Below are 23,082 nucleotides of genomic sequence, written 5' to 3' on the forward strand. Positions count from 1 at the left end.
ACCGAGGCCCGCCGCTACATGGGCCGCGAACTCCTCGCCAAGGCCCGCCTCCACCCGATCGAGTCAGAAACCGACGAGACCGCCCTGCCTACCGAACTCACCGCATAGCCTCAAAACGAGATCACCGAGTGGCCGTCGATACACCACTCCAGCGGACGTGACCAAGCCTGCCGGGAGCATGATGCCGTTGGCGTCGGCCGCCTGCAGCGCTCCGAACGGGCTGGTGCCGGGCAGTGCAATCACGCTGCCGATGGCGCGGTATCGCCCGGAGAGTTCGACAATTCGTCCGTGTTCCCTTGGACAAGCCTGTAACGCATGGACCGGAACGGGGCGCGCTTGCGTTCCCTGCGGCGGGCGCGGGCCTGCAGTCCCGCTTTCTGCGCGTCCTTCATCAGCTCGGCGAATGCCTGATCCCGACGTCGACGCCTGTACACCGCTTCTGGGGACATGCCTGCCTCAACCGCTGAGCGCGCAACCGTCTCGCCGTCTCGCAGCGCCTCCAGGAACACCGGAACGCCGGCATGGGCCATACGGTTCCGCGGCCGGTCGGTGTCCTTGTCGAAGTGAGGAAGCCGCTCTGCACCCTCGGGGTTGGGTGTCATGGGCGGGAGGACGCGTGGCGCCGGTGTCGGCAGGTTCGCGCAGCGGAGAGAAGTCCCTGGATCCGGTCACCGAGCTCGGCCGCTTCGCGCAACGGCGTCGGGAACGGAAGACGCAGGTCGCTGTGACCGTGGGCGTACTCGCACCGCAGCGTGATGGCGTAGCGGTCGAGGGAGAAGGGCTGTACGCGGACAACTCCGCGCAGCGTTCGCGGGTCGGCCAGCCGCGTCAGTCGCTCCACCACGTCCTGGTGGGCATCGGCCAGATGCGTGAGCAGTGCCGCTTCCGCGACCGCCGAGGGATCCACCGCGGCGAGCGCGAGCTCGTCGAGGCTGACAGCGGCGATGCCTGACGCTGTTTCGAGGGTGGCGCGTGCGAGGTCGACGCGGTGGCTGTTGCCCGCGGCCCCTGCCGGACCGGTTGGGGTGAGCCACCCCGAGAGGAACACCCTGGCGCGTACCCGGTCACGGACCGCTGTGGGGGCGACGTCGGTGAATTCCAGGAAGGTGGTCGGTGTGTCGCTCGGCGCGTACAGGGCCTGTGACGGCGGGGAGCTGTCCGTCGGCAGCCGCAGCGTCAAGCGCCCTTTGTCGTCGACGGTGTGCAGGCCGACGAGGTCGCATCGGTGTCCCTCTGTGACGAGGGTCAGTGACCCCGCACGTGCCAGTACAGAACGGATCCGCTCTGCCGGGGTCAGCTCGGTCGCGCGGGCAGCGGAAGAACTCATCGGGCTTCCTAAGGTTAGGCTTGCCTAATCTATGGCAGGTGAGGGCGTGATGGCCAGCCCCGTTGCGGCCTCGGTGAACTCGGTGAAGTGGGGCGGCCCCCAAGGCCACTGGGCGGCTTCCCGTGGTCGAGCTCTCCATCAATTCGTCGCAGTCCGTTACGCGGTGGTTCCCGCCACGCCTACACTTAGGCTCGCCTAAGTTCGTGATCAACGAGATCCGTCACGTCGGAATGGATGCGATGTCAGCCGCCACCCTCAGCAGCCCAAGAGCCGCTCTCGTCGGCCGCCGAATAGGCTGGACGGCAGCGGCCGTCGTCGCGCTGCTGCTTGCGGTGCTGCTCAGCCTTGCCGTCGGAGCCCGCCACATCGCCCCGGGTGAGGTCTTCGACGCCTTGCTGTACGGCGGTACGAGCGAGGGCGCCGAGATCGTACGGTCGCTTCGGGTACCCCGTACCGTCGTCGGCGTGATGGTCGGCGCGGGACTGGCCCTCGCGGGCACGGTGATTCAGGGCGTCACCCGCAACCCCATCGGCGACCCGGGTGTGCTGGGCATCAGCCAGGGTGCCGCGGTAGGTGTCGTGCTGGCGATCGCGTTCGCAGGGGTGCACACGCTCTCCGGCTATGTGTGGTTCGCGTTCGTCGGTGCCGGCGTCGCGTCGGTGGCCGTCTACGCCGTCGCTTCCAGTGGGCGGGGCGGTGCGTCGCCCCTGAGGCTGGCGCTGGCCGGCGCCGCCATCAACGCACTGCTCATCTCCGTCATCCAGGGCATGTTGACGACGGACGCCGCCACCCTGGACGAATTCCGCTTCTGGCAGGTCGGCTCGGTCGCCGGACGCAGTGCGGAAGTGGCCGGTCAGATCTGGCCGTTCCTCGTGGTGGGCGCGGTGCTGGTGCTCTCGGTGGCGCGGGGGCTCGACGCCCTGGCGCTCGGCGACGACGTTGCCAAGGGGCTCGGGCAGAACGTGGCGACCGTACGGATCGTGGGTGGCATCGGCGCGACCGTGCTGACCGGGGTCGGAGTGTCGGCCGCCGGGCCGATCGCCTTCGTCGGCTTGGCGGTTCCGCATATCGCTCGTGCCATCGTCGGCACCGATCACCGATGGGTGCTGCCGATGGCGGCCCTGCTCGGCCCGGTCATGCTGCTCGTGTCGGACGTCATCGGCCGGATCGTCTTTCCGCCGGGCGAGGTGCCGGCAGGCGTGATGACCGCCCTGATCGGTGTGCCGTTCCTGATCGCCATGGTCCGTCGCAAGGCGGTGGGCGCATGACGACCTCGCTCATCGAGAGCCGGGCTGCGGCCGTACGCCCCGGCGGGTACGCGCTCGTGCGACGTGGCCGCGCGTCCTTCCTCGTCCACCGGCGTGCCGCGGTCGTTTCGTGCGTTCTCGCCGTGCTGACTGCGGCTGTCTGCGTCGCGTACCTCTGCCTCGGTGAGAAGTTCGTCGCGCCGGGCGAGGTGCTGAACGTGCTGGCCGGGCGGGAGTCGACGGCCGACTTCGTGGTGGGGGAGCTGCGGCTGCCCCGGCTGGTTCTGGGGCTGATGGTCGGTGCCGCCTTCGGGGTCGGAGGCGCACTCATCCAGACCGTTGCCCGCAATCCGCTGGCCAGCCCCGACATCATCGGTGTCTCCCAAGGGGCCAGCGCCGTGACCGTCGGCGCTCTGACGTTCGGTATCGGCTCGTTCAGTGTGCTGCCGTACTTCTCGGTCGCGGGCGGAGTGCTCGCCGCTGTGCTCGTCTACTTCTTCGCCTGGCGCGGTGGACTGCACGCGGCACGGTTCGTCCTCATCGGCATCGGTGTCGCCATCGCGCTGCGGTCCGTCGTCCATCTCTTCATCACCAAGGGCGACTACCTGGTGGCCCATCAGGCACAGGTGTGGATCACCGGTTCACTCAACGGCCGTGGCTGGGACGAGGCCGCACCGCTCGGCTGGACGCTGCTCGCCCTGGTGCCGTGTGTGGTCTGGGCGGCACGGGCACAGCGCAACGCCGCCTTCGACGACGACACGGCGACGGCGCTCGGCGTGCCGCTCCAGCGGACCCGGTTCGGGCTGGCCCTGCTGGGAGTCTTTCTCGCGTCGGTGGCGACGGGCGCGGCGGGCCCGGTGGACTTCGTGGCGCTGCTCGCCCCGCAGATCGCCCGTCGGCTGACCCGCACGGCACAGATCCCGCTGCTGTGCTCGGCCCTGCTCGGCGCGTTGATCGTGGTGGCCGCCGACCTGCCGGCGCGCCTGCTGTTCGCGCCGGTCGAGCTGCCCGTGGGTGTGCTGACCGCGGCCGTAGGCGCTCCGTATCTGATCTGGCTCATCGTGAAAGGCCGCAGCGTCCGCGGCAGTACTGGAGGAACAGCGTGACCGAGAGCAGGCTGACAGCCCGTGACCTGACCCTGGCTTACGAGGAACGCACGGTCGTGGAGGGCCTCGACCTGGACGTTCCGCACGGCCGCGTCACCGTCATCGTCGGTCCGAACGCCTGCGGTAAGTCCACGCTGCTGCGCGCCCTCGGGCGGCTGCTCAAGCCGCGGCGGGGCTCGGTGCTGTTGGACGGTACGGAACTGAGCCGCATAGCCACCCGTACGATCGCGCAGTCCATCGGGCTGCTTCCGCAGACCCCGGTCGCGCCGGAGGCGATCACGGTGGCCGATCTCGTCGCCCGCGGTCGCCAGCCGCACCAGCGCTGGTGGCAGCAGTGGTCGGAGGAGGACGAGCGGGCGGTCACCGACGCCATGGATCGCACCGATGTGAGCTCCCTCGCCGCGAGGCCCGTCGATGAACTGTCGGGCGGTCAGCGGCAACGCGTGTGGATCGCCATGGCGCTTGCACAGGACACTGATCTGCTGCTCCTTGACGAGCCCACCACTTACCTGGACATCTCGCATCAGGTGGAGGTGCTGGACCTGGTCCGGCAGTTCAACCGGGAGCGCGGACGGACGGTTGTGGCGGTCCTCCACGACCTCAACCAGGCCGCGCGGTACGCCGACCACTTGGTGGCCATGAAGGCCGGACGCATCGTCACCCAGGGGCACCCCTCGGAAATCGTCACGGCGGATCTCGTACGGGATGTCTTCGGCCTCGAATCGGTTGTGGTGCCGGATCCGGTGACCGGCGGCCCGCTGGTCGTCCCCGGCAGCCCCTGGCATCAAGACGCCGCCACCGCAGCAGCAGTGGTCTCGGCAGAGGCTGGCTGAACGCGCCGACCGGGCACTCGTGTTCGCGTGAACGGATGCCCGTGCGAAGCAAAGTAAGGCGAGGTCAGTCGTGTTGCCATGTAGTCCGAGTTGTGATGTTGGCGCGCTTGCCCCCACCTGCACCTAAGGTTAGCTTTACCTAAGTTAACCCCCCGCGCCGACCAGCGCACCTGTCACGAAAGGCTTTCCTCTCATGGCCCCCTCCTTCAACCGTCGCGCCGCAGCTGTCGCTGTCGTAGCCGCGCTCGCCGTCAGCGCCACCGCATGCGGGTCCGGAAAGGATGACGCCAAGCCGGCCGCCGAGGGCGGAAAGCACACGGTGACGACCGCCATGGGCAAGGTCGAGGTCTTCGACAGCCCCAAGCGCGTGGTCGTCCTGGACACCGACGCCCTGGACTCGGCCATCACCCTCGGGATCACGCCGGTCGGGGCCGTCACCGCCGAAGCCGGCGCGCCGATGTCCGCCTACCTCCCCCAGGACAAGATCAAGGACATCAAGCCGGTCGGGCTCATCATGGAGCCCAACCTCGAGGCGATCGACGGGCTGAACCCGGACCTGATCATCAGCAGCAAGGCGCGCGACGAGAAGAGCTACAAGGAGCTGTCGAAGATCGCGCCGACCGTCTTCACCGAGACGACCGGCCCCGACTGGCGGAAGAACTTCGAGCTGCACGCCGACGTGCTGGGCAAGAAGGAAGAGGCGAAGAAGGTCGTCGCCGACTACGACAAGCACGTCACCGAGGTGACGGAGGCACTTGGCGGCGCGGACAAGGCCGCCAAGACGAAGGTCGGGTTCGTGCGCTTCATCGAAGGCGCGGACACCCGCCTGTACATGAATGACACGTTCGTCGGCAGCATCCTCAAGGACCTGAAGGTCGGCCGCCCCGCGAACGTGGACAAGGCCGGCTTCTCCCTCGACATCAGTCCCGAGCGGATCAGCGAGGGCAACTCCGACGTCGTCTTCTACTCCACCTACGGTGACCCGGCGAAGGCCAAGGAGACCAGCGTCACCGGCGGCAAGCTGTGGAAGGACCTGGACGCCGTGAAGAACAAGAAGGCGTTCAAGGTCGACGACAGCCTGTGGATGCTCGGCATCGGTTACACCGGCGCCGGCCAGATCCTGGACGAGATGCAGAAGAGCCTCTCGTAACGCAGGCGCGGGACACTACGAACTGCGGCCCTGGTCACGGAACATCCGTGGCCAGGGCCGCAGTCGTAGCAGACGCTGAGAACGTCACAGGCGTTCGAAGCCCCGAACCCGCTCCCAGTCGGTGACCGCCGTTTCGAACGCGGCCAGCTCAGTGCGGGCGGCCTGCGCGTAGTGGCCGACGACCGCCTCGCCGAACACCTTGGCCGCGATCTCGCTGTTCTCCCACCGGTGCAGAGCCTCGGTGAGCGTGCTGGGCAGCCGCGGCACCGACGGATCGGCCAGGGCGTTGGCGGTGTGCGGCGCCGGGAGGTCGAGGCCGTTCTCGATGCCGTACAGGCCGGCGGCCACTGCGGCGGCGACGGCGAGATACGGGTTGGCGTCCCCGCCAGGCACTCGGTGCTCGATCCGCAGCGAGTGGCCGGAGCCCACGACACGGACGGGGCAGGTGCGGTTGTCCTGGCCCCAGGTGATGCCGGTGGGGGCGAAAGCACCCGGCTGCAGGCGCTTGTACGAGTTGATGTTCGGCGCCATCAGCAGGGCGAAGTCGGCGAGACAGGCGAGCTGACCCGCGACGAAGTGGCGCATCAGCTCGGACATGCCGTCCTCGGCCGCCGGGTCGGCAAGGACGGCTGAACCGTCCGTGCCGCGCAGCGACAGGTGAATGTGGCAGGAGTTGCCCTCGCCCTCGTCGTACTTGGGCATGAAGGTGAGCGCGACGCCCTCCTGCGCGGCGATCTGCTTGGCGCCGTTCTTGAAGACGACGTGGTTGTCGCAGGTGGTCATCGCCTCGTCGTAGCGGAAGACGATCTCGTACTGGCCGGCGTGGCACTCGCCCCTGGCTGTCTCCATGTTGAGCCCGGCGCGCACCATCTCCCGGCGGATGCGGCGGACCACCGGCTCGATCTCTGCCAGGCCCTGCAGGGAGTAGTCGACGTTGTAGGTGGTGGCCGTCTCCAGACCCTGATAGCGGCGGTCCCACGCCTGACGGTACGACCCGCGGAAGATCAGGAATTCCAGCTCGGTGCCCGCGAAGGCGGTCAGTCCGCGCTCGGCGAGCCGGTCGAGCTGGGAGCGAAGTACCTGGCGCGGGGCCACCTCGACCGGCTCCCCGCTCGGCCAGACGGCGTCGGCGAGTACGAGAGCCGTGCCCGGGTCCCAGGGAAGGGTGCGCAACGTGGCCGGGTCGGGGCGGAGGACGAAGTCACCGAAGCCGCTCTGCCAGGCGTCGATGGCGTATCCGGATCCGGTGCCCATCTCGACGTCGGAGGCGAGGAGATAGACGCAGGCGCCGAAGCCCTGCTCGGCCGCTTCGTCCAGGAAGTACGGCACGGAAAGACGGCTGCCCTGGAGCCTTCCCTGAAGGTCCGGGACGCTGACGATGACTTCCTCGACCTGTCCCTCCTCGGCCTCGGCGCGCAGTCGCTCGTACGGCGAGTCGGTCATATCTGCTCCTGAGGTTCCGGGATGGCGGTCGCGGTGGCGAGGGGGTTGGGGACGGTGCCGTGGACGATGTCGAATCCCTCGTCCTTCTCGGCGCGGTCGTGGAACCCACCGCCGAGCAGCTGTTCACGGTTGAGTGCCACCCGGTCGAATTCCGCGGCGAGCAGCCCGAAGTCGCCGAACCGGTCGGCCAGCTCGGGGAAGCGGGCGTGGTAGCGCTCGATCTCGGCGCGGACCATGGCCCAGAATTCCTCTTCCGGTACCCCGAGGTGCTCGGCGGCCAGCGGGGCGAAGAACCGGAAGTGACCGGCGAAGATGGCGCTGAGCAGCGAGTGGGCCAGCTCGCCTGCGGGCCAGCGCAGCAGCAGCGCGTCAGCCCGCTCGGACAGGCCCGCGTACTCCGGGTGGCTGCCGGGCAGCAGGTTGACGTCCTCCGCGAAGTCCTTGACCGCGATGCCGATGGGGATGTCGGCGGCATCGTAGAGAACGACCGTGTTCTCGCCGTGCGGGCAGTACGCCACGCCGTACCGGTAGAGGTAGTGCAGCAGGCCGGGCAGCAGAGCACCGAAGAAGCGCTCCAGCCAGGCGTGTGGCGTCAGCCCGGACCGGTCGGCCAGTTCCCTCACCAGGGCGCGCCCGTCCGAGCCGACCTTGAGCAGCGCGGCCATGGTGCGGGCCTGCTCGCCGTCGGCCAGCAGCGCCGCGACCGGCTCACGCCAGACCGCGCCGAGGAGTTCGTGGTAGCGGTACGGAGCGTCCTTCACCGACTCGTACAGCGGGTGGTGCACGGCCACGCCCGCCACCTCGCCGAGCGGGTGAAAGCGCAGCTCGTCGCGGAGATACGGGTCGGCGTCGCGGACGGCGTGCAGCCAGGCGCTCACATCAGGCGCGGCCTCGGTCGGCTTCGTGGAAAGGCCGCGCCAGACGAGGGTGTTGCGGATGAGAAGGGGCACCTTCACGTTGCGGCGGTGCGGGTGGTCCAGATTCGCCAGGGTGCGGATGGACTGAAGCGGCCGGTAGCGGTCCGGGCCCTCACCGAGCAGCACGATCCGGCCGTCGGCGAGATACGGGGCGAAGAGCGTCGCCACGGCCTCGTCCCAGTGGAAGGGGTGCACCGGCAGCCAGCGGAAGTCGGCGGGGTCGTAACCGGTTTCGGCGCATGTCTCCTGGAGCGCTGCCCTGAACTGCTTGCGCGTGTCCTCGGCGAGCTCCTCGGCCAGCAGGGTGTCGGCGTCGAGACCGGGCACCCCTGAGTAGGAGGCGAGGCTGCTGTGGACACCGGTCCAGAGCAGGTGCACCGAACCGGCGGCCTCGGGGGCGTAGGCCGCCGCGTCGGAGGCGGAGAATCCCAGCCGGCCCTTGTTGAGCAGCATGCAGGGATGGCCGTCCTGATGCGCCTCCAGGTCGAGGTGGTCCAGGTCGGCGAGTTCGGCCGCGGGCAGGGCACGGGCGATGAGCTCGGCCTCCGCCCGGCGGGTGGCGGTGAGTTCGCGCAGTACCTCGGCGGTGGTGGGCCCGTCCCAGCCGAGGACCGGGCGGGCGTCGAGCAGCAGCTGTTCAGGGCCGGTCACGACGCCGTCCGCGGGCTCGGGGTGCCGCCGCAGGGTGCCGGGCAGGAGCCGCCAGGTGCCGAAGGTGCCGCGTGTTGCCCGGAAGGTCCAGTGGATTCCGTCGGCGAGATCCAGCCGGTACGCGTCGGGGGTGTCGGCCGACGGGTCCGGTCCGGGGACGAGCAGCTCCTCGTAGGCGAACTCCTCCACCGCCTTGACGAGCAGTCGTCGGCCGGCCTGGGCCCAGGCGTCACGGGTGGTGCGGTTCATCGGTGGTTCTCCTCGGAGTACGCGGGGGAGGCGGGGGCCATCAGGGAATGCGTGGAATCACCGGCGCCGGACCCCACCGGAGCAGGCACGGTGGACGTCGCCACGGCGGCCCGCGGTTTCGGCACATCGTCACGCCTGACCGCGGTTACGTCCGGGTCGGGCGAAGCCACTCCCGCCCGCCGCGCGCCCCCTTCTGGGGCGGCGTTGCGGAAGCGCCGCACGGACAGGGCGACGGCGCACACCTGCACGGCCGCGGCGACAGCGAGGGGCAGCGCCAGGTCGTGGGAGACCGCGGCCGTGGCGGCCAGCGGCGCGGCGAGCAGACCGGCGGACCGGACCGTCTCCACCGCGGTGAACGCCGGCCCCTTCGTGCCGGTCGCGCGGAACATCCGCAGCTCGACGGCGACCTGGCCGAGGCCGAGGCCGACGCCGTACAGCAGCCGGCCGCCGGCCAGGCCGGGCAGGGAGTCGGCCAGCCACGACCAGGCCATCCCGACCGCGCCCACGGCCAGAGCAAGCGGCAGCAGCCGGTCACCGAACCGGTCGTGACAGCGGCGTACCAGGGGAAGCACGGCCAGCGCGGAAACGCTCGGCAGGAAGAACAGCACGGCCGAGCCGACCGAACCGCTGCCGAGGCTGTCGGAGAACTCGGTGAAGAAGGGCCGCGCGACATTGACCGAGAAGTCGAAGGCGACCCCGATCAGCGCCGCATAGGCGAGCATCGCGAACCACGTGAGCCGGTTCGACGGGACGGGCGAGCCCGGGGCCGTGTCCGACGCGCCGGCGGTGTCCTGGCCGTCGCGGGCCGTGGAGCCGTCCGAGGCGCACTCGGTGGATTCGGCGGCCTTCACGGCCGGGCGCCTGCCCAGGATGCGGTACGTCAGCACGGCCAGGACGGCGTCCAGGACCGCGAACGCCGAGATACCGATGCGGGGTTCCGGCAGCGCGAGGACTCCGGCGCCCACCATCGTGGAGACCACGACGGACAGATGGAAGACGACCACCAGCGTGCACACCCCGGCCAGCCGGGCCCGCTCGCCGCCTTTCGATTCGTCACCGTGCTCGGCGATGAAAGCCGGATAGGCCAGCAGCAGGGAGCTGTTGGTCATCACGATGAGCGTCGACAGCACCGTGTACGCGGCATAGCTGGGTGCCATGCCGAGGAGCAGGTCGAGAACGGCGGACCCGCACAGCCCGGCCAGCACCAGCTTGTGCAGCGGCCAGCGCCGGGCCGCCAGGCCCCACAGAGGGAGGGCGGCGAGCCCGACGATGCGGCATATCCAGATGTACAGCCCGGTCGCCCCCGGGTCCTCGATGCCGTACAGCCGCTCGAACAGCTGAGGGAGGAATGGCGTGAGCGCCGTCTCGGCGACCAGGTGGAGGCCGATGACGGATATGAGCACCGTCTTGGCGTGGCGTGCCGTTCCACCCGGGGCCGGTGTCCCGGCCTGTTCCACGACCGTCATCGCGGCGTACCGGAGGGTGTGGCGGCAGCCCCGTCCGGTACGGCCGTCGCGAGCGAAGCGGGCGCCGGTGACTGCGGTGCGCCGAAGGTCGTGAACGCCTGCCGCGGGGCAACGGGCAGTACGACGCGACCGGCGGCCGCGTTGAGGATGGTCGCGGCGCGCCAGGCGCCGAGGGTGAGGTCGGGGGCGCCGACGCCGTGCGTGTGCATCTCGGCGTTCTGGACGTAGAGCGTGCCCGAGACCCGCGGGTCGAGCGCGACCCGGTACTCCCCGTCGATCTGGTAGCGGCCCCTGTCGTCCCAGTCGACCAGGTCGCCCATCGACTCCAGGAAGGCCGGACGGGAGGCGGTGTAGCCGGTTGCGGAGACGACGGCGGAGGTCCGGACCTCGAAGAGCGAATCCTGCTGCTGAGTCCGGCAGGTGAGCAGGTAACCCTCGCCGTCGACCTCCGCCGCGACGATCTCCACGCCCGGCTGCAGGGTGGCGCGCGGCTCGCCGCCGCCGATGGTGCGCTCGTACAGCTCGTCGTAGATCTCCCCCAGCGTCTCCTCGCTCACGCCCTTGTAGAGCTGCCACTGCTCCCGCACCAGCCGTTCGCGCGTGACCTCGGGGAGCTCGCGGAAGTAGCGGATGTAGTCCGGGGTGAAGTGCTCCAGGCCGATCTTCGAGTACTCCATCGGCGCGAAGGCCGTGGTGCGGGCCAGCCAGCGGACGTAAGGGCCGCCCTGGCCGTCGCCGTCCTGGCGGCGCAGCAGGTCGAGCGCGACCTCGGCACCGGACTGCCCCGAGCCGATGACCGTGACGTCATCGGCGGCGCCGAGCTGCTCCCGGTAGGTGCGGTAGTCGGCGCTGTGCAGCACACGGCCGGCGTGGGCGTCGGTCAGCAGCGGGCGCAGCGCCTCGGGGACGACGGGGTCGGTGCCCACGCCGAGCACGACCTGGCGGGCCAGGACGCGGGTCTCGGCGCCGGAGGCGGAGCGGTACACGACGGCGAAGGCGCCCGCGGCCTCGTCCCACTCCAGCGCGGTGACCGCGGCGTCGAAGCGGCAGGACGGCAGTCGCTCGGCGACCCAGCGGCAGTAGTGGTCGTACTCACGGCGCGGAATGTGGAAACGCTCGGAGAAGAAGAACTTGAACATCCGCTCGTGGGAGCGGAGGTAGTTCAGATACGACCACGGGCTGGTCGGGTCGGCCATGGTGACCAGATCCGCGAGGAACGGCACCTGAAGTGTCGTTCCCTCCATCAGCAGGCCTGGATGCCAGGAGAACGCCGGCTTGGCGTCCAGGAAGAGAGAACGGAAGCCAGGTACCCCGTCCGCCAGCGCGGCCAGGGACAGGTTGAACGGGCCGATTCCGACGCCGACCAGATCGTAGGGGAGATTCCGGTCGTCGGAAGTCGAGAGGGCGGTCACCGCTGGGCCTCCGTGAGGGGGTTGGGGAGATCGATGTAGACGGACTGGGTATGGACGTCGCCGACGAGTTCGTCGAGTCCGTCCACGCAGGTCAGGTAGTTGCCCTTGCAGCGCAGTACGGGTGCGTCGAGCAGCAGGTCCAGCAGGCCCTTGGCGGCGGGCTCGGTCGTGCGCAGCCGCTCCAGGGCGGTGCGCAGCACCCGCAGCAGGTGGCCCTCGTCAGCCAGGCCGAGCGCGCCGAACGCGCCCACGAGACCGAGCAGGTTGTTGATGCCGAGGTAGTAGGCCACCCGCTCGTCCACGAAGGCATCGTCGAATACCAGCTCGACGCCATCCGTGGCGCCCGGCAGGAGCCGCTCGATGTCGGCGGCACGGGAGGCGGCCAGGTAGTAGCCCTGGCTGTCCCGGTACCAGCCCGCGCGAGGCAGTCCGTGGGCGTCGAGGGCCACCAGGGTGTTCTGGTGGTGCGGTTCCAGGGCGATGCCGTACCGCGCCTGAAGGCGGATCAGGGGAACGACCAGTACATCCAGATAGCGGGCAAGCCAACGCTCCGACGCCTCGGACACCGGGACGCCGAGCGCACGAGCGGCGCGCTCGACCGCCTCGCACAGCAGGGCGCGGTGCCGCGGCGGTGTCCCGTCGCCGGGACCGGTCCGCTCGGCCAGCAGACCCGCCACGCACAGTCCTTCCGGCGCGCCGTTGCCGCCGCCCCGGAAGGGGTTGTCACGGATCGCGGTCTCCAGCCCGGTTTCCGGGCCCTCGGTGCCGACCGAAACCCAGGCGAACTCGCGCAGGATGCCGAACTCCGGGTGCTCGGCACGGAGCCAGTCCCCGGGACCCGCGGCCAGCAACTGCGTGGCCCGTACGCCAAGGCGCATCTCGCTGCGCAGGTTGTTCCGCCGGGAATTGGTGATCCGCATTCCGAGGGACAGCTTCAGCATCACCTCGGCATCCGGCCGTTGCACGGTGCGCACGGAGGACGTGGGGTACCAGGCGGGTCCGGCCGCACCGAGCGGACGGAGCAGTCCGGCGTCGACCAGCGCGGCGACCTCCGGACGGGACAGCACGTCCCGGGCCTGCCACGGATGCGCGGGTACCGCAACCATGCCGTTGGGCACCTCGACCCCGGCGGCGAGCGGACGCAGCACCTCCGCGGGCGAACGGCCGTCCGCGCTCCCGCCGACGACGACATCCGGGTGGGCTGCGAACCAGTGGAGCGGGAACGAGCCGCGCAACTCTGGCGAGTACGCCTCCAGCTCGGCCTCCGACGCCTCCTCGCGGCTCTTGGGCGCGGGGTGGAACGGATGCCCCAGCAGCAGCGCCTGCTCGCTGTCGAGGAACGGCGTCGGCCCCTGGCCGTGCCCACCCTCGGCGCGCCGGTGGGCGATGTGCGTGGCGGTGCGCCGAGCGGAGTTCAGCACCCGGGCGGCGGCGTCGCCCCCGTGGTGCGGAGGCACACCGCGGCCCAGCGTGGTCTGCCGGATCAGCGCGGCCGCCACCAGAGCCGCGTCGGCCGGAAGGCCCTCGCTGTCGCCGTCGTCGCCGGCCGCGACCAGGCTGGGCGCACCGAAGCGGTGCCAGCCGGTGGCCGACCGGTACCGCACCGGCACCCGCAGGGTGAGCCGGCTGGCCGGCAGGTCGAGCAGCAGTGCCTGCCCGGTCGCGGGCACCTCGGTGCCGGTCTCGCGTACGTAGGCGCGCAGCAGGGTTTCCGTCGCCGCGGTGTCGCCCGCGCGGAGCGGGTCGGCGTCGTCGAGCGGGTCCGGGCCGATACCGGAAGCCGCGGATGACGGGGCGACAGCAGCGCTCTCGCTCCTGCCGGGTCCGGCCGGCAGCCCGTTGGCAGACGTCGGCGCGGCGCCCGGCGGACGTACGGTGCCGGATGCGGGCGCTCCTGCCGCGGAGGGTGCCGTCAGCGTCGTACGAGCGTCGTCGGGCCGGTTCACCGGTTCTCCTCCTCGGCCTGGCCCGCTGCGGCGACCGCGTGCAGGAGTCGCTCGACCTCGGCGGGAGTGGTGTGCGGGTTGAGCAGCGTGAGCTTCAGGCGGACCCGGCCCGGCCCCTCGCCCGGGAGCTCGGTGCGGCCGACGACCGCCCGGCCCTCGCGCAGCAGCCTGCGCCGCAGCGCCGCGTTCACCCGGTCGGTGTGCGCGGGATCGGCGCCCTCCGGCAGGTAGCGGAAGAGGAAGGCCGTGAGGATGGGATCGGCGTGCAACTCCAGCCGGGGATGCGCCCGTACGGCCTCCGCACCCCCGCGCGCGAGCTCATGGCAGGCATCCACGAGCCGGCCCAGGCCCTCGCGGCCCAGGGTGCGCAGCGTGACCGCGATCTTGAAGGCGTCGGCGCGGCGTGTGGTGCGCAGCGAGAGGCCGAGGAGGCTGGGGTAGCCGGCCTCCTCGTCGTCCTGCGGGTTGAGGTACACCGCCCGTCGTGCGAGGGAGGCGTAGGTTTCCGCCCGCCGGACCAGGAAGATGCCCGCGGCGACCGGCTGCCAGCCCAGCTTGTGCCAGTCCAGGGATACGGAGTCGGCCAGCGCGATACCGCCGACGAGCGGGGCCAGCTCGTCGGACAGCAGTGCGCCGCCGCCGTACGCGGCGTCCACGTGCAGCCAGGCGCCGTACTCGGCGGCCAGCGCCGCGCACGTGCGCAGCGGGTCGACCGCACCGGTGTCGGTGGTGCCGGCCGTGGCCACGACGGCCACCGGCAGTTCACCGCGCGCGACGCAGTCGCGCAGAGCGGACGCCAGCGCTTCCGGCTCCATCCGCAGCTCGCGGTCGACCGGCACGGGTATGACCGCGTCCTCCCCCAGGCCCAGCAGGGCGGCCGACCGCTGCACCGAGAAGTGCGCGGCGGCGGAGGCGAAGATCCGCGGACGCGGGCCGGTGCCCGGTACTCCGTTCAGCTCGATCTGACGCTGGGCCGCGCGGCCCAGCACCCGGTCACGGGCGAGCATCAGGCCCATGAGGTTGGACTCGGTGCCGCCTGAGGTGAGCACTCCGGCTGCCTCCGCCGGGTCGTACCCGACGAGCTGCGCCAGCTCCTGGAGCAGCAGCGTCTCCACAGCTGTGGCAGCCGGCGCCTGGTCCCAGGAGTCCTGGGAGGGGTTGAGCGCGGCGACGGCCAGATCGGCGGCGACGGCGACGGCCAGCGGCGGGCAGTGGAGATGCGCGGCGCAGGACGGGTCCGCGGGGTCGGCGCTGCCGTAGGCCAGGAGCTCGGTCAGTTGGTGCAGGGCATCGTCGCCGTCCGCCTCGGCGAACACCCGCGTGACCTCCGCCGCCAGCTCCTCGGGCGTCCCGGTGGGCACGGGACCGCCGCGCCGCGCGGCACCCTTGGCGAGCGCCGTCAGCACGGCCTGCACCAGTGGCTCCAGTGCCACGGGTCCTTCCGAGCCTCCGGACAGTGCGGTCCTCCGGACCTGAAGGCCCGACGGCACGCCACCATGAATCAGCCCGGCCACCGCCTCGCTCAGAGCTCTGGCTCCCGCCGAGGCGGGCTCAGCGGCGAGGCCCAAGGCGCCACGTGTACGAATGCTGTCGGTCTGCTCGGGCGCGGTACCCGCGGCGTACGCCTTCACAGCCACGTCGAAGCCACCGGTGGCCGGCCCGAGGCCGGGTATCTCGCCCGTCATGCCCGCACGCCCGGAACCTGCGCTGCCGTCACCGTGGCGATGGCGTCCGTCAGCCGGTCCAGCACTGCTTCGACCTGCTCGTCGGTGATGATCAGCGGCGGCAGCAGCCTCACGGTCGAGTCGTAGCGACCTCCCAGCTCGACGATCAGACCGCGCTCCAGGCACGCGGCCCGAACCTGCGCGGCCACCCGCGGGGCGACCGGCCGGGCGCCGCAGGAGTCGGGCTCGGCCTCGGGGTCGACCAGCTCGACACCGATCATCAGGCCCCGACCGCGCACGTCACCGATCGCGGGGAGTTCGCTCCGCAGACCTTCCAGCCGCGCCGTCATCCGCGCGCCGACGGTGGCCGCCCGATCGGCCAGGCCCTCCTCGGCGACGTACCGCAGGGTCGCCGTACCGGTCGCCATGGCAAGGGTGTTGCCGCGGAACGTTCCGGTGTGGGCGCCGGGCAGCCAGCCGTCGTAGTCCTCGTGGTAGACGAGTACCGCGAGCGGCAGGCTGCCGCCGATCGCCTTGGACATCACCATCGCGTCCGGCACGATCCCGCTGTGCTCCACGGCCCAGAAAGCGCCCGTGCGCCCGACTCCGGTCTGCACCTCGTCGACGATCAGCGGGATGTCCCGCTCCGCCGTGATCCGCCGCATCTCGCGCAGCCAGGCGTCCGGGGCCGGTACCGCGCCACCCTCTCCCTGAACTGCTTCGAGGATCATCGCGGCAGGCGGGACGACCCCGCCGTTCGGGTCGTCCAGCAGACGCTCGGTGTACGCGACGGACAGCCGCGCGCCCTGCTCGCCGCCGGCACCGAACGGACAGCGGTACGGGTAGGGGTAGGGCAACCGTGTCACGTCGGCGGCGATCCCCGGCACGGGCTGCTTCGTGGTGACGCCGCCGGAAGCGGCCAGGGCACCCGCCGTCATCCCGTGGTACGCGCCGGTGAAGGCGAGCAGTCCGCGCCGCCCTGTGGCGGTCTGCATCAGCTTGAACGCCGCCTCGACCGCGTCGGTCCCGGCGGGCCCGCAGAAGTGGATGCGGGCCTTGTCCGCGAAGCCGCTGGGCAGGGTGGCGAACAGCGCGTCGGTGAACTCGTCCTTCTCCGGGGTGGCCAGGTCCAGCACGTGCAGCGGCGCCCCACTGCTGATGGTCCGCTGAATGGCCTCCAGCACGACCGGGTGGTTGTGTCCGAGGGCCAGGGTGCCGGCTCCGGAGAGGCAGTCGAGGTAGCGGCGGCCGTCGGCGCCCTCGACCGTCATGCCCTGTGCGCGGGCCGGAACGATCGGGAACGACCGGGCGTACGTGCGGGCCGAGGACTCCCGGGTGCGCTGGCGCCGCAGGATGGCGTCGGCCTGTCCTGTGGTGCGTCCGGCGTCGGTTCGTTCGGCGGGGTGCACGGTCATGATGTACGGCTCCAGGGTGAGGAGGGTGAGGTGAGCGAGCGGGTGGCAACGAGGCCCCGAGGGCAGCGGTACGGCCCGGACGGGGCTGCCGGCGCCTCAGAGCAGATGGCGCTCGGCGACGGGGTGGCCGAGGAAGCTGTGCATGGCGAACTCCCAGCCGTAGGAGCCCGCGTACGGGAAGACCACCAGGTCACCGGCGCGTATCCGGTCCACCAGGACATCGCGCAGCAGGGTGTCCTCCGGAGTGCACAGCTCGCCGACGACCGTCACGCGCGTCTGTTCGGCGCAAGGGCGGGGACACTCCTCGGGCCAGTCCTCCACGGGCAGCACCGCGATGTTGTGGACGATGTCCCAGGAGGTGGGGAGCTGGAAGTGGTTGATGCCACCGCGCAGCACCACGAACTCCTCGCCGTAGGACTCCTTCACGTCCGTCACCTCGGCGGCGTACCAGCCGCAGTCCGCGACCAGGAAACGGCCGGGCTCCAGCACCACCTTCACGCCCGCCGGCACCTCGACAGCCGCGGCCAGTTCACCGAAGCGGGCGACGTCGAAGGGCTTCTCACCCTCGAAGGCGACGCCGATGCCGCCGCCGATGTCGATATGGCGCAGGTCGACCCCGTTGTCCTGGGCGGTCCTGACGCTCCACTCCACGCACCAGCGCAGATACGCCGCATGGGACTCGGCGTCGAGGTTGTTGGACGCGGCGTGGATGTGAAAGCCGATCAGATCCAGGCCAGGCAGCCGTAGAGCTTCGCGCAGCACGCCGGGCACGTCGGGCTCAGCCACCCCGAACTGGGAGGGGACACCTCCCATGTGCAGCGAGCCGGTGACCGGGATCGTCGCCGGATTGACGCGGAGCGCCACGCGGGCGCGGACGCCTTCGCCGACCGCTATCCGGCTGATCCGGTGCAGTTCGAGGAGACTCTCGGCGTTGATCGCCTCGGCTCCGGCCCGGACCAGGGCGGTGAGTACGGGGACGGATTTCGCGGGGCCGGCGGCGACCACTGGGGCCGGGGTGTCCCCGGACAACGGCTTGGCCGATACGGCGAGTTCGAGCTCCGCACGGGAAGCGACCTCGAAGCCGTCGACATGCGGGGCCAGCGCCTGGACGATCCCCGGGAAGGAGTTCGCCTTCACGGCGTAGTAGACGGCTGCCCATTCCGGAAGCGCCGTGCGCAACTCGCGCGCGCGCTCGGCGGCGACAGCACCGTCGTACACATAGGCCGACACCGGGACCCGGGTCTGCGCCATCTCCAGAAGACGGTGACGGACCGCCAGGGGGAGCACGTCCAGGGGATAGGCGGATCGTGGGGCGGCGGATGGCGGCAACTGAATGGACACGGCTCTGCCTCGGGTCGGGTCGGGTCGGGTTCGGAAGGTTGGTGGTGTTCAGCGGGCGTCGAAGTAGAAGCCGGCCAGGTCATCGCCGTCCGACGCGTCAGGCGGGCAATCCGGTCGGTGAACCATGGGTCGCGGCGCGACGGCACTGTTCGAACGAGGCACGGTTCCCCCCTGGGAAAACGGACTGCGGGCAGCCACACGGCCACATCCAACCACTTAGGTGAGCCTAACCTAATGGTTTGCTGGATTCTTTCCAAGTGGCTGGCTGTCCGTAAGTCCAATTCAGGCCCGTTGTTCCGCCATGTGGAGCACGCCGGTCGCCGGGCCGGGATGAACCGACGGCCCGCCACACCAAGAGGTCGACCCGGCGCCGATCGAGGCGAGTCGGTTCAATCCGCTGGCACGCGCCTCGTCAGCGGCACGTATACATCATTCTGGTACATGGACTATGGTTGGTACATGACGATGAAGCGCACTAACGTCTACGCCGACCCGGAAGACCTCGCGATCATCAAGGAAGCGGCCAAGCGTCGCGGTATAAGCGAGGCTGAGATCATCAGGCAAGGCATCCATCTCGCCGCGATGGCCAATCGAGTGTGGGACGAGCCACTGTTCTCCCGCACCTTCCCCGGCCCGGGGCGCACCCTCCCCAAAGACGAAGTGCGTGACGCCGTCGCCGACGCCGTCCAGCGCGAGACGGATCCCGGAACCGCCGCGTGATCATCGTCATCGCCGATACGTCCGGCCTTCTGGCTGCCCTGGATTCAACGCACCAAGAGCGCGAGGCAGCCCAGGAAGCGATCATGGCCGCCGGGCTGCTCGTCATGTCTCCGCTGCTGTTGGCTGAACTCGATCACGTGGCTACTCGAGAACTCGGCCGTGAGGCCGCGATGAGTGCGATCGAGGACATCCGGGGCTGGATGCGCCGCGGCCGGGTCTCCGTACCTGAGATCACGGAGGAACGCCTGGGCGTTGCCCAATCCGTTCGTGCCCGCTACTTGGGACTCGATCTCGATCTGGCTGACGCGGTGAATGTGGCCCTGGCGGCTGACTACGACACCGATGCGATTCTCACCCTGGACCGACGCGACTTTCGTGCCGTCCGCCCTCTCGGCCGCCACAAAGCGTTCCGAGTCCTGCCCGACGACCTCCCTCTCTGACGGGTCCGGGGGCGCCAACTGATGCCCCCTGTGGGTCTGGAGCCCGCGGGAGAGGCTCAGACGGTGTCGCTACGCCTGAGCTGCTCAGGCCTGCGGGTTCCTGTCCGGGCGGCCTTCGTCGTGACTGCCTCTGCCCACCGGTTCTGACCGCTATTCACCACCCCGAAGGGCACGGCTGGGGCACGCCCCTGGCGGTAGGGCACGTGGCGTGGCCCGAGTTGCGATGAACCCGGTGCTGATCAAGATCAGGCGGGCTGTTTCCCGGGAGCGGTGCCGGCGCCGTACCGCGTGATCAGATTCATGGCGCCGGGTCAGCTCTGTCCGTTCTCGGTCCACGGACGGAGTTTCTCCGGGTTGCGGACCGCCCAGATGCGACTGATACGGCCGCCAGTGAGACTGAACGCTGCCACCGTCACGGTGACGCCGGCGTGCTGGGCGACCAGGCCGGGCCGGCCGTTGACCGTCCGCTCCAGGAGAGTCAGCCCTGGGGCTTTGCCGGCGATGTGGATCAGGTACTGGGCGATGCGCTCGCTGCCCTCGACCGGGCGGAGGACGGTGCCGACCAGGCCGCCGCCGTCGGCGATCATCGTGGCGTCGGGGTCGAGGAGGCCGACGAGGGCCTCGATGTCCCTGGCCTCCCACGCCTCTTTGAAATGCCGCACCAGACCGGCCTGCCCGGCCGCCGGAACCGCCGGAGCCTGCGCGGCGCGAATACGTCGACGGGCCGAGGACGCCAGCTGCCGGCAGGCCGCGGGCGTCCGGCCGACGATCTCGGCGACCTCGGCGAAGGGGTACCGGAAGACGTCGTGCAGGATGAACGCCACGCGTTCGGCCGGCGTCATCGACTCCAGTACGACGAGGAAGGCCATGTTCACCGACTCGTCCAGGGTGACCTGGTCGGCGGGGTCGGCCAGCTCGGCCCTGCCGCCGCCCGCCCGCTCGCCGAGCCACTCCGCACGGTCGGGCAGCGGCTCGGGAATCCATTCGCCGACGTAGCGCTCGCGCCGGACCCGCGCCGAGCCGAGCACATCCAGGCAGATGCGGCCGGCCACCGTCGTCAGCCAGGCGCCGGGCGATTCGATGGCCTCCTGCTGTTGCCGAGACAGCGCGTACCAGCGGGCGTAGGTCTCCTGCACGGCGTCCTCGGCCTCGGCCAGCGAACCGAGCAGCCGGTAGGCGAGATTGATCAGCTGGCGTCGCTCACCGACGATCGCGCTCAGGCCCGGCTCGGACCGGTCATGCCCTGGCTCGGACGGGGTGCTCATGGTCGCGACCGCTCCCTGGTTCTTCTCGTCCGCTTCCGCTCTCGACACTTCTCGAAACACCGCACCGGACTGTGAGGTCCGCGCTTCGCCTCACATTTCACGTACCCACGTCGTCGGACCACCGAGACACTACCGATCCACCGCCGCGAGGCAGAAGAGGGGGCCACGTCATGGCCACACAGACGACGGCAGTACAGGGCAGACTCACATTCCTGCAGGTCACGATCGCCCTGCAGACCTTGTCCCTCTTCTTCCAGGCGGTCACCGCCGGAATGCTGCTGTCCTCGACCCACGGCGCAGTGCTGCACGACGCCGGATCGCGCGTGATGTACGGCGCGTCGATGCTGTACGTGCTCGCCGCCATCCTGGCGTGGCGGCCGGGCGGCCGGTCACCCCGCCCCATCCTGTACGCGTCCGGCTTCCTCGTACTCGCTTCGGTGCAGGTGGTGCTGGGCATCGCGCACATGCCGTCGCTCCATGTCCCCCTGGGCGTCCTGATGTTCGGCCTGAGCGTGCTCGCGCTGGGCCAGGTACTGTCTCCCCGCTTGTCGAAGCGCTCAGGCACCCGGTCGTAGCCGCCGCGCGAACCACTGTCGCCACCGCCACCGCAGTTACCTCGGAGCCTACGGTCCCCATGCACCCCGAGGAGCAGGCCGAGCTACGGCGGAAGGGCAGGCCGCAGGGGTCAAGTGGTGCGCAAATGGCGCGGGACTCCTGAATAGGTCTGACCTGCGGGAACGCGCTCATGGACGGCTCTTGGCGGTGACCCGGTCGTACTTGTCCTGACCGCTGTTCACCGCTCCGAAGGGCACGGATGGGGCACGGGCCGGGGCGCACGGTAGGACCCTGGTGCGCCCTTCTCCGGGGCTTTCCCCTCAGTGTGTTCCCAGGCCGCCGTCGGAGGGCGACACGACTCCCGACTCGTACGCCGCGATCACCAGCTGGGCGCGGTCGCGGGCGGCCAGTTTGGACAGCAGGCGGCCGATGTGGGTCTTCACCGTGCCCATGCTCAGGTGCAGGCGTGCCGTGATCTCGTCGTTCGACAGGCCCCGTGCGATCAGCTCCAGGACCTCGCGCTCCCGTTCCGTCACCCCGGTCAGCCATGCGGTGCCGCGGTGGGGGGACAGGTCGGGGCTCGCGCGCGACGGCTTCGACTTCACCCGGAACGCGATCAGTCAGCTCGCCCTCGGCGAGTGGGGCTGGATCCAGACGGCGAGCTTCCTGCTCACCGGCGCGCTGCTGATCGCCGGTGCGACCGGACTGTGGCGGGCGCTGCGCGGTGGCCCCGGCGGGACGTGGGGGCCGGCTCTGGTCGGTGTCTTCGGCTTCTCTTTCTGGGCCGCGGCGGCCTTCCCGGCCGATGCCGGTGCGGGCTTTCCCGTCGGGGCACCCGAGGCGACCGTGATGAGCGGGCACGGCGCCGTCCACATGTTCGGCGGAATGATCGGCTATCTCGCCCTGTGTGCCGCGTTCTTCGTGCTGGCCCGTCCGCTCGCCGTCCGGGGCCTGCGAGGGTGGGCCGTCGCGTCCCGCGTCGTGCCCGTGGCCGTTCTCGCCGGTTTCATGCTCTCGGCCGCCTCGGTCCTGACGTTCACCGCCGGCGCCGGCCTCGGCCTGCTGTGGGTGAGCGCGGTGACGGCTCGGTTGGCCGGCGTTCCGGCCGACCGCTAGCCGACCGTCGTTCCGGCGGGCATCATCGACACCACCAAGATCATCGAGCTACGAAACGGGGCACCCATGACCGACGCCGTGAAGGGGCCTGCCAGCTACTTTCCCTCTATCGAGAAGAAGTACGGCCGCCCGATCGCCGAATGGAAGGACCTCATCCGCTCCTCCCCGCTGACCAAGCACATGGAGCTGGTCAACTGGCTCAAGGCCGAGCACGGGCTCGGCCACGGCCACGCCAACGCCCTCGTCGCTCACACCCTCGCCGAGGACAGCGGCAAGTGATCAGGCCGGGACGCCGAGGCCGGCTTCTTCACTCAGGCGATCCGGCAGGCCGAACAGCGGGAAGAGGCGCGCGGTGTCGCGGAACGCGGTGATACTGGGCTGGTCCCGGTGCCGCAACTGACGGCTCGCTGCATTTCGAACGCGGCGGGTTCGTCCGCGCTCGGCCAGCAGCTTGAGGGCCTCGGGTGAGGTCACGATGGCTGCGGCCGAGCGCTGGAACCAGTCGGATGCGCCGGTCAACTCCTCGGCGGGCCCACGGCGATGGTTCTGAGCAGGGTCCATTCGCGCAAGCGGCGGGCGAGGAAGTCGCGATCCGCGATCACCTCGGTCATGGTCTGGGCCCAGGCCGTGAAACGGGGTTCGGTCAGCAGGTCGGCGGCCCGGCGGTCCAGATGGCGGCCCACCGCGCTGGCCGCCATCGTCGTGTCCTGGTCGCGCAGGACGGTGGAGGCCGGTCATGCCGCGATCCCTTTCGGCCGCTCAATCGATCACTCGGGAAGGTATGCCCTTCGCGCGCCACCCCGAGGTCGATCCACAGGT

At 70.5% G+C, this 23,082-nt stretch carries 22 protein-coding genes and 1 pseudogene; 9 read left to right on the forward strand and 14 right to left on the reverse strand.

What is annotated here, in order from left to right; translation table 11 throughout:
- Nucleotides 1–239 precede the first annotated feature (239 nt).
- On the reverse strand, nt 240–602 hold the full coding sequence (locus ACWV17_RS27085) for a hypothetical protein (RefSeq protein ID WP_455361734.1): 363 nt from the start codon (nt 600–602) through the stop codon (nt 240–242).
- A complete protein-coding gene (locus ACWV17_RS27090; RefSeq protein ID WP_455361735.1) occupies nt 599–1,327 on the reverse strand; it encodes a DUF2470 domain-containing protein in 729 nt (242 codons plus the stop codon). Before ACWV17_RS27090 ends, ACWV17_RS27085 begins: the two co-directional genes overlap by 4 nt.
- Before the next feature lie 239 nt (nt 1,328–1,566).
- On the opposite strand from ACWV17_RS27090, the gene ACWV17_RS27095 reads away from it, so the two are divergent.
- The 4 genes from ACWV17_RS27095 (at nt 1,567) to ACWV17_RS27110 (ending at nt 5,663) form a co-directional block, all read left to right on the forward strand.
- The gene (locus ACWV17_RS27095) at nt 1,567–2,595 is read left to right on the forward strand and encodes a FecCD family ABC transporter permease (protein WP_455356221.1); all 1,029 of its coding nucleotides are present in this window, start codon (nt 1,567–1,569) and stop codon (nt 2,593–2,595) included.
- Nucleotides 2,592–3,680 (forward strand): FecCD family ABC transporter permease, encoded by a 1,089-nt coding sequence (locus tag ACWV17_RS27100; protein WP_455361736.1) that lies wholly within the window; start codon nt 2,592–2,594, stop codon nt 3,678–3,680. Before ACWV17_RS27095 ends, ACWV17_RS27100 begins: the two co-directional genes overlap by 4 nt.
- Nucleotides 3,677–4,513 (forward strand): ABC transporter ATP-binding protein, encoded by an 837-nt coding sequence (locus ACWV17_RS27105; protein ID WP_455356152.1) that lies wholly within the window; start codon nt 3,677–3,679, stop codon nt 4,511–4,513. The genes ACWV17_RS27100 and ACWV17_RS27105 overlap by 4 nt, the downstream gene beginning before the upstream one ends.
- Nucleotides 4,514–4,706: 193 nt before the next feature.
- The gene (locus ACWV17_RS27110) at nt 4,707–5,663 is read left to right on the forward strand and encodes an ABC transporter substrate-binding protein (RefSeq protein ID WP_455361737.1); all 957 of its coding nucleotides are present in this window, start codon (nt 4,707–4,709) and stop codon (nt 5,661–5,663) included.
- 84 nt (nt 5,664–5,747) lie between these two features.
- On the opposite strand, the gene ACWV17_RS27115 is transcribed toward ACWV17_RS27110, so the two are convergent.
- The 8 genes from ACWV17_RS27115 to ACWV17_RS27150 form a co-directional block, all read right to left on the reverse strand.
- Nucleotides 5,748–7,106: a glutamine synthetase family protein gene (locus ACWV17_RS27115; RefSeq protein WP_455361738.1), complete on the reverse strand. Its 1,359-nt coding sequence runs from the start codon at nt 7,104–7,106 to the stop codon at nt 5,748–5,750.
- A complete protein-coding gene (locus ACWV17_RS27120) occupies nt 7,103–8,923 on the reverse strand; it encodes an IucA/IucC family protein (protein ID WP_455361739.1) in 1,821 nt (606 codons plus the stop codon). Before ACWV17_RS27120 ends, ACWV17_RS27115 begins: the two co-directional genes overlap by 4 nt.
- On the reverse strand, nt 8,920–10,389 hold the full coding sequence (locus ACWV17_RS27125; protein WP_455361740.1) for an MFS transporter: 1,470 nt from the start codon (nt 10,387–10,389) through the stop codon (nt 8,920–8,922). The genes ACWV17_RS27120 and ACWV17_RS27125 overlap by 4 nt, the downstream gene beginning before the upstream one ends.
- Nucleotides 10,386–11,801, reverse strand: coding sequence for a lysine N(6)-hydroxylase/L-ornithine N(5)-oxygenase family protein (locus tag ACWV17_RS27130; protein ID WP_455361741.1), 1,416 nt, complete (start codon nt 11,799–11,801; stop codon nt 10,386–10,388). Before ACWV17_RS27130 ends, ACWV17_RS27125 begins: the two co-directional genes overlap by 4 nt.
- Entirely contained in the window at nt 11,798–13,747 is a 1,950-nt protein-coding gene (locus tag ACWV17_RS27135; protein ID WP_455361742.1) for an IucA/IucC family protein, read from the reverse strand. Before ACWV17_RS27135 ends, ACWV17_RS27130 begins: the two co-directional genes overlap by 4 nt.
- On the reverse strand, nt 13,744–15,432 hold the full coding sequence (locus ACWV17_RS27140; RefSeq protein WP_455361743.1) for a pyridoxal phosphate-dependent decarboxylase family protein: 1,689 nt from the start codon (nt 15,430–15,432) through the stop codon (nt 13,744–13,746). Before ACWV17_RS27140 ends, ACWV17_RS27135 begins: the two co-directional genes overlap by 4 nt.
- Nucleotides 15,429–16,826, reverse strand: a complete 1,398-nt coding sequence (locus ACWV17_RS27145; RefSeq protein ID WP_455361744.1) for a diaminobutyrate--2-oxoglutarate transaminase — start codon at nt 16,824–16,826, stop codon at nt 15,429–15,431. Before ACWV17_RS27145 ends, ACWV17_RS27140 begins: the two co-directional genes overlap by 4 nt.
- A gap of 96 nt (nt 16,827–16,922) precedes the next feature.
- Entirely contained in the window at nt 16,923–18,077 is a 1,155-nt protein-coding gene (locus tag ACWV17_RS27150) for a type III PLP-dependent enzyme (protein ID WP_455361745.1), read from the reverse strand.
- A 549-nt stretch (nt 18,078–18,626) separates the two neighbouring features.
- Here ACWV17_RS27150 and ACWV17_RS27155 point away from each other — a divergent pair.
- Complete coding sequence (locus ACWV17_RS27155) at nt 18,627–18,887, forward strand: ribbon-helix-helix domain-containing protein (protein ID WP_455357370.1); 261 nt, start codon at nt 18,627–18,629, stop codon at nt 18,885–18,887.
- A complete protein-coding gene (locus ACWV17_RS27160) occupies nt 18,884–19,327 on the forward strand; it encodes a PIN domain-containing protein (RefSeq protein ID WP_455361746.1) in 444 nt (147 codons plus the stop codon). The genes ACWV17_RS27155 and ACWV17_RS27160 overlap by 4 nt, the downstream gene beginning before the upstream one ends.
- 311 nt (nt 19,328–19,638) lie before the next feature.
- Here ACWV17_RS27160 and sigJ read toward each other — a convergent pair whose 3' ends face one another.
- Nucleotides 19,639–20,592: an RNA polymerase sigma factor SigJ gene (sigJ, locus tag ACWV17_RS27165; protein WP_455361747.1), complete on the reverse strand. Its 954-nt coding sequence runs from the start codon at nt 20,590–20,592 to the stop codon at nt 19,639–19,641.
- 170 nt (nt 20,593–20,762) lie between these two features.
- Between sigJ and ACWV17_RS27170 the strand changes: the two genes are divergently transcribed.
- Nucleotides 20,763–21,167 (forward strand): hypothetical protein, encoded by a 405-nt coding sequence (locus tag ACWV17_RS27170; RefSeq protein ID WP_455361748.1) that lies wholly within the window; start codon nt 20,763–20,765, stop codon nt 21,165–21,167.
- Between the two features lie 300 nt (nt 21,168–21,467).
- Here the strand turns inward: ACWV17_RS27170 and ACWV17_RS27175 are convergent.
- Nucleotides 21,468–21,692 (reverse strand): annotated as a pseudogene (locus ACWV17_RS27175) (response regulator transcription factor); the annotation flags it as partial.
- A gap of 7 nt (nt 21,693–21,699) precedes the next feature.
- Between ACWV17_RS27175 and ACWV17_RS27180 the strand changes: the two are divergent.
- Together ACWV17_RS27180 and ACWV17_RS27185 are read left to right on the forward strand one after the other, a co-directional pair.
- Nucleotides 21,700–22,263, forward strand: coding sequence for a DUF998 domain-containing protein (locus tag ACWV17_RS27180; protein WP_455361749.1), 564 nt, complete (start codon nt 21,700–21,702; stop codon nt 22,261–22,263).
- Between the two features lie 66 nt (nt 22,264–22,329).
- A complete protein-coding gene (locus ACWV17_RS27185; protein WP_455361750.1) occupies nt 22,330–22,542 on the forward strand; it encodes a DUF4287 domain-containing protein in 213 nt (70 codons plus the stop codon).
- Here ACWV17_RS27185 and ACWV17_RS27190 read toward each other — a convergent pair whose 3' ends face one another.
- Together ACWV17_RS27190 and ACWV17_RS27195 are read right to left on the reverse strand one after the other, a co-directional pair.
- A complete protein-coding gene (locus ACWV17_RS27190; protein ID WP_455361751.1) occupies nt 22,543–22,782 on the reverse strand; it encodes a hypothetical protein in 240 nt (79 codons plus the stop codon).
- Nucleotides 22,779–22,961 carry a hypothetical protein gene (locus ACWV17_RS27195; protein ID WP_455361752.1) on the reverse strand — a complete coding sequence of 61 codons (183 nt, stop codon included), beginning with the start codon at nt 22,959–22,961 and terminating at the stop codon, nt 22,779–22,781. The genes ACWV17_RS27190 and ACWV17_RS27195 overlap by 4 nt, the downstream gene beginning before the upstream one ends.
- Nucleotides 22,962–23,082 lie beyond the last annotated feature (121 nt).

The sequence above is a fragment of the Streptomyces mabaensis genome, from assembly GCF_053763515.1.

Excerpts from the sequence above, each read along its gene's own strand:
- ACWV17_RS27125 (WP_455361740.1), bottom strand. The coding sequence starts at position 10,389 with ATGACGGTCGTGGAACAGGCCGGGACACCGGCCCCGGGTGGAACGGCA.
- ACWV17_RS27155 (WP_455357370.1), top strand. The coding sequence starts at position 18,627 with ATGACGATGAAGCGCACTAACGTCTACGCCGACCCGGAAGACCTCGCG.
- ACWV17_RS27140 (WP_455361743.1), bottom strand. The coding sequence starts at position 15,432 with ATGACGGGCGAGATACCCGGCCTCGGGCCGGCCACCGGTGGCTTCGAC.
- ACWV17_RS27195 (WP_455361752.1), bottom strand. The coding sequence starts at position 22,961 with ATGGCGGCCAGCGCGGTGGGCCGCCATCTGGACCGCCGGGCCGCCGAC.
- ACWV17_RS27185 (WP_455361750.1), top strand. The coding sequence starts at position 22,330 with ATGACCGACGCCGTGAAGGGGCCTGCCAGCTACTTTCCCTCTATCGAG.
- ACWV17_RS27100 (WP_455361736.1), top strand. The coding sequence starts at position 2,592 with ATGACGACCTCGCTCATCGAGAGCCGGGCTGCGGCCGTACGCCCCGGC.
- sigJ (WP_455361747.1), bottom strand. The coding sequence starts at position 20,592 with ATGAGCACCCCGTCCGAGCCAGGGCATGACCGGTCCGAGCCGGGCCTG.
- ACWV17_RS27170 (WP_455361748.1), top strand. The coding sequence starts at position 20,763 with ATGGCCACACAGACGACGGCAGTACAGGGCAGACTCACATTCCTGCAG.
- ACWV17_RS27110 (WP_455361737.1), top strand. The coding sequence starts at position 4,707 with ATGGCCCCCTCCTTCAACCGTCGCGCCGCAGCTGTCGCTGTCGTAGCC.
- ACWV17_RS27090 (WP_455361735.1), bottom strand. The coding sequence starts at position 1,327 with ATGAGTTCTTCCGCTGCCCGCGCGACCGAGCTGACCCCGGCAGAGCGG.
- ACWV17_RS27095 (WP_455356221.1), top strand. The coding sequence starts at position 1,567 with ATGTCAGCCGCCACCCTCAGCAGCCCAAGAGCCGCTCTCGTCGGCCGC.
- ACWV17_RS27145 (WP_455361744.1), bottom strand. The coding sequence starts at position 16,826 with ATGACCGTGCACCCCGCCGAACGAACCGACGCCGGACGCACCACAGGA.
- ACWV17_RS27115 (WP_455361738.1), bottom strand. The coding sequence starts at position 7,106 with ATGACCGACTCGCCGTACGAGCGACTGCGCGCCGAGGCCGAGGAGGGA.
- ACWV17_RS27150 (WP_455361745.1), bottom strand. The coding sequence starts at position 18,077 with ATGGCGCAGACCCGGGTCCCGGTGTCGGCCTATGTGTACGACGGTGCT.
- ACWV17_RS27085 (WP_455361734.1), bottom strand. The coding sequence starts at position 602 with ATGACACCCAACCCCGAGGGTGCAGAGCGGCTTCCTCACTTCGACAAG.
- ACWV17_RS27120 (WP_455361739.1), bottom strand. The coding sequence starts at position 8,923 with ATGAACCGCACCACCCGTGACGCCTGGGCCCAGGCCGGCCGACGACTG.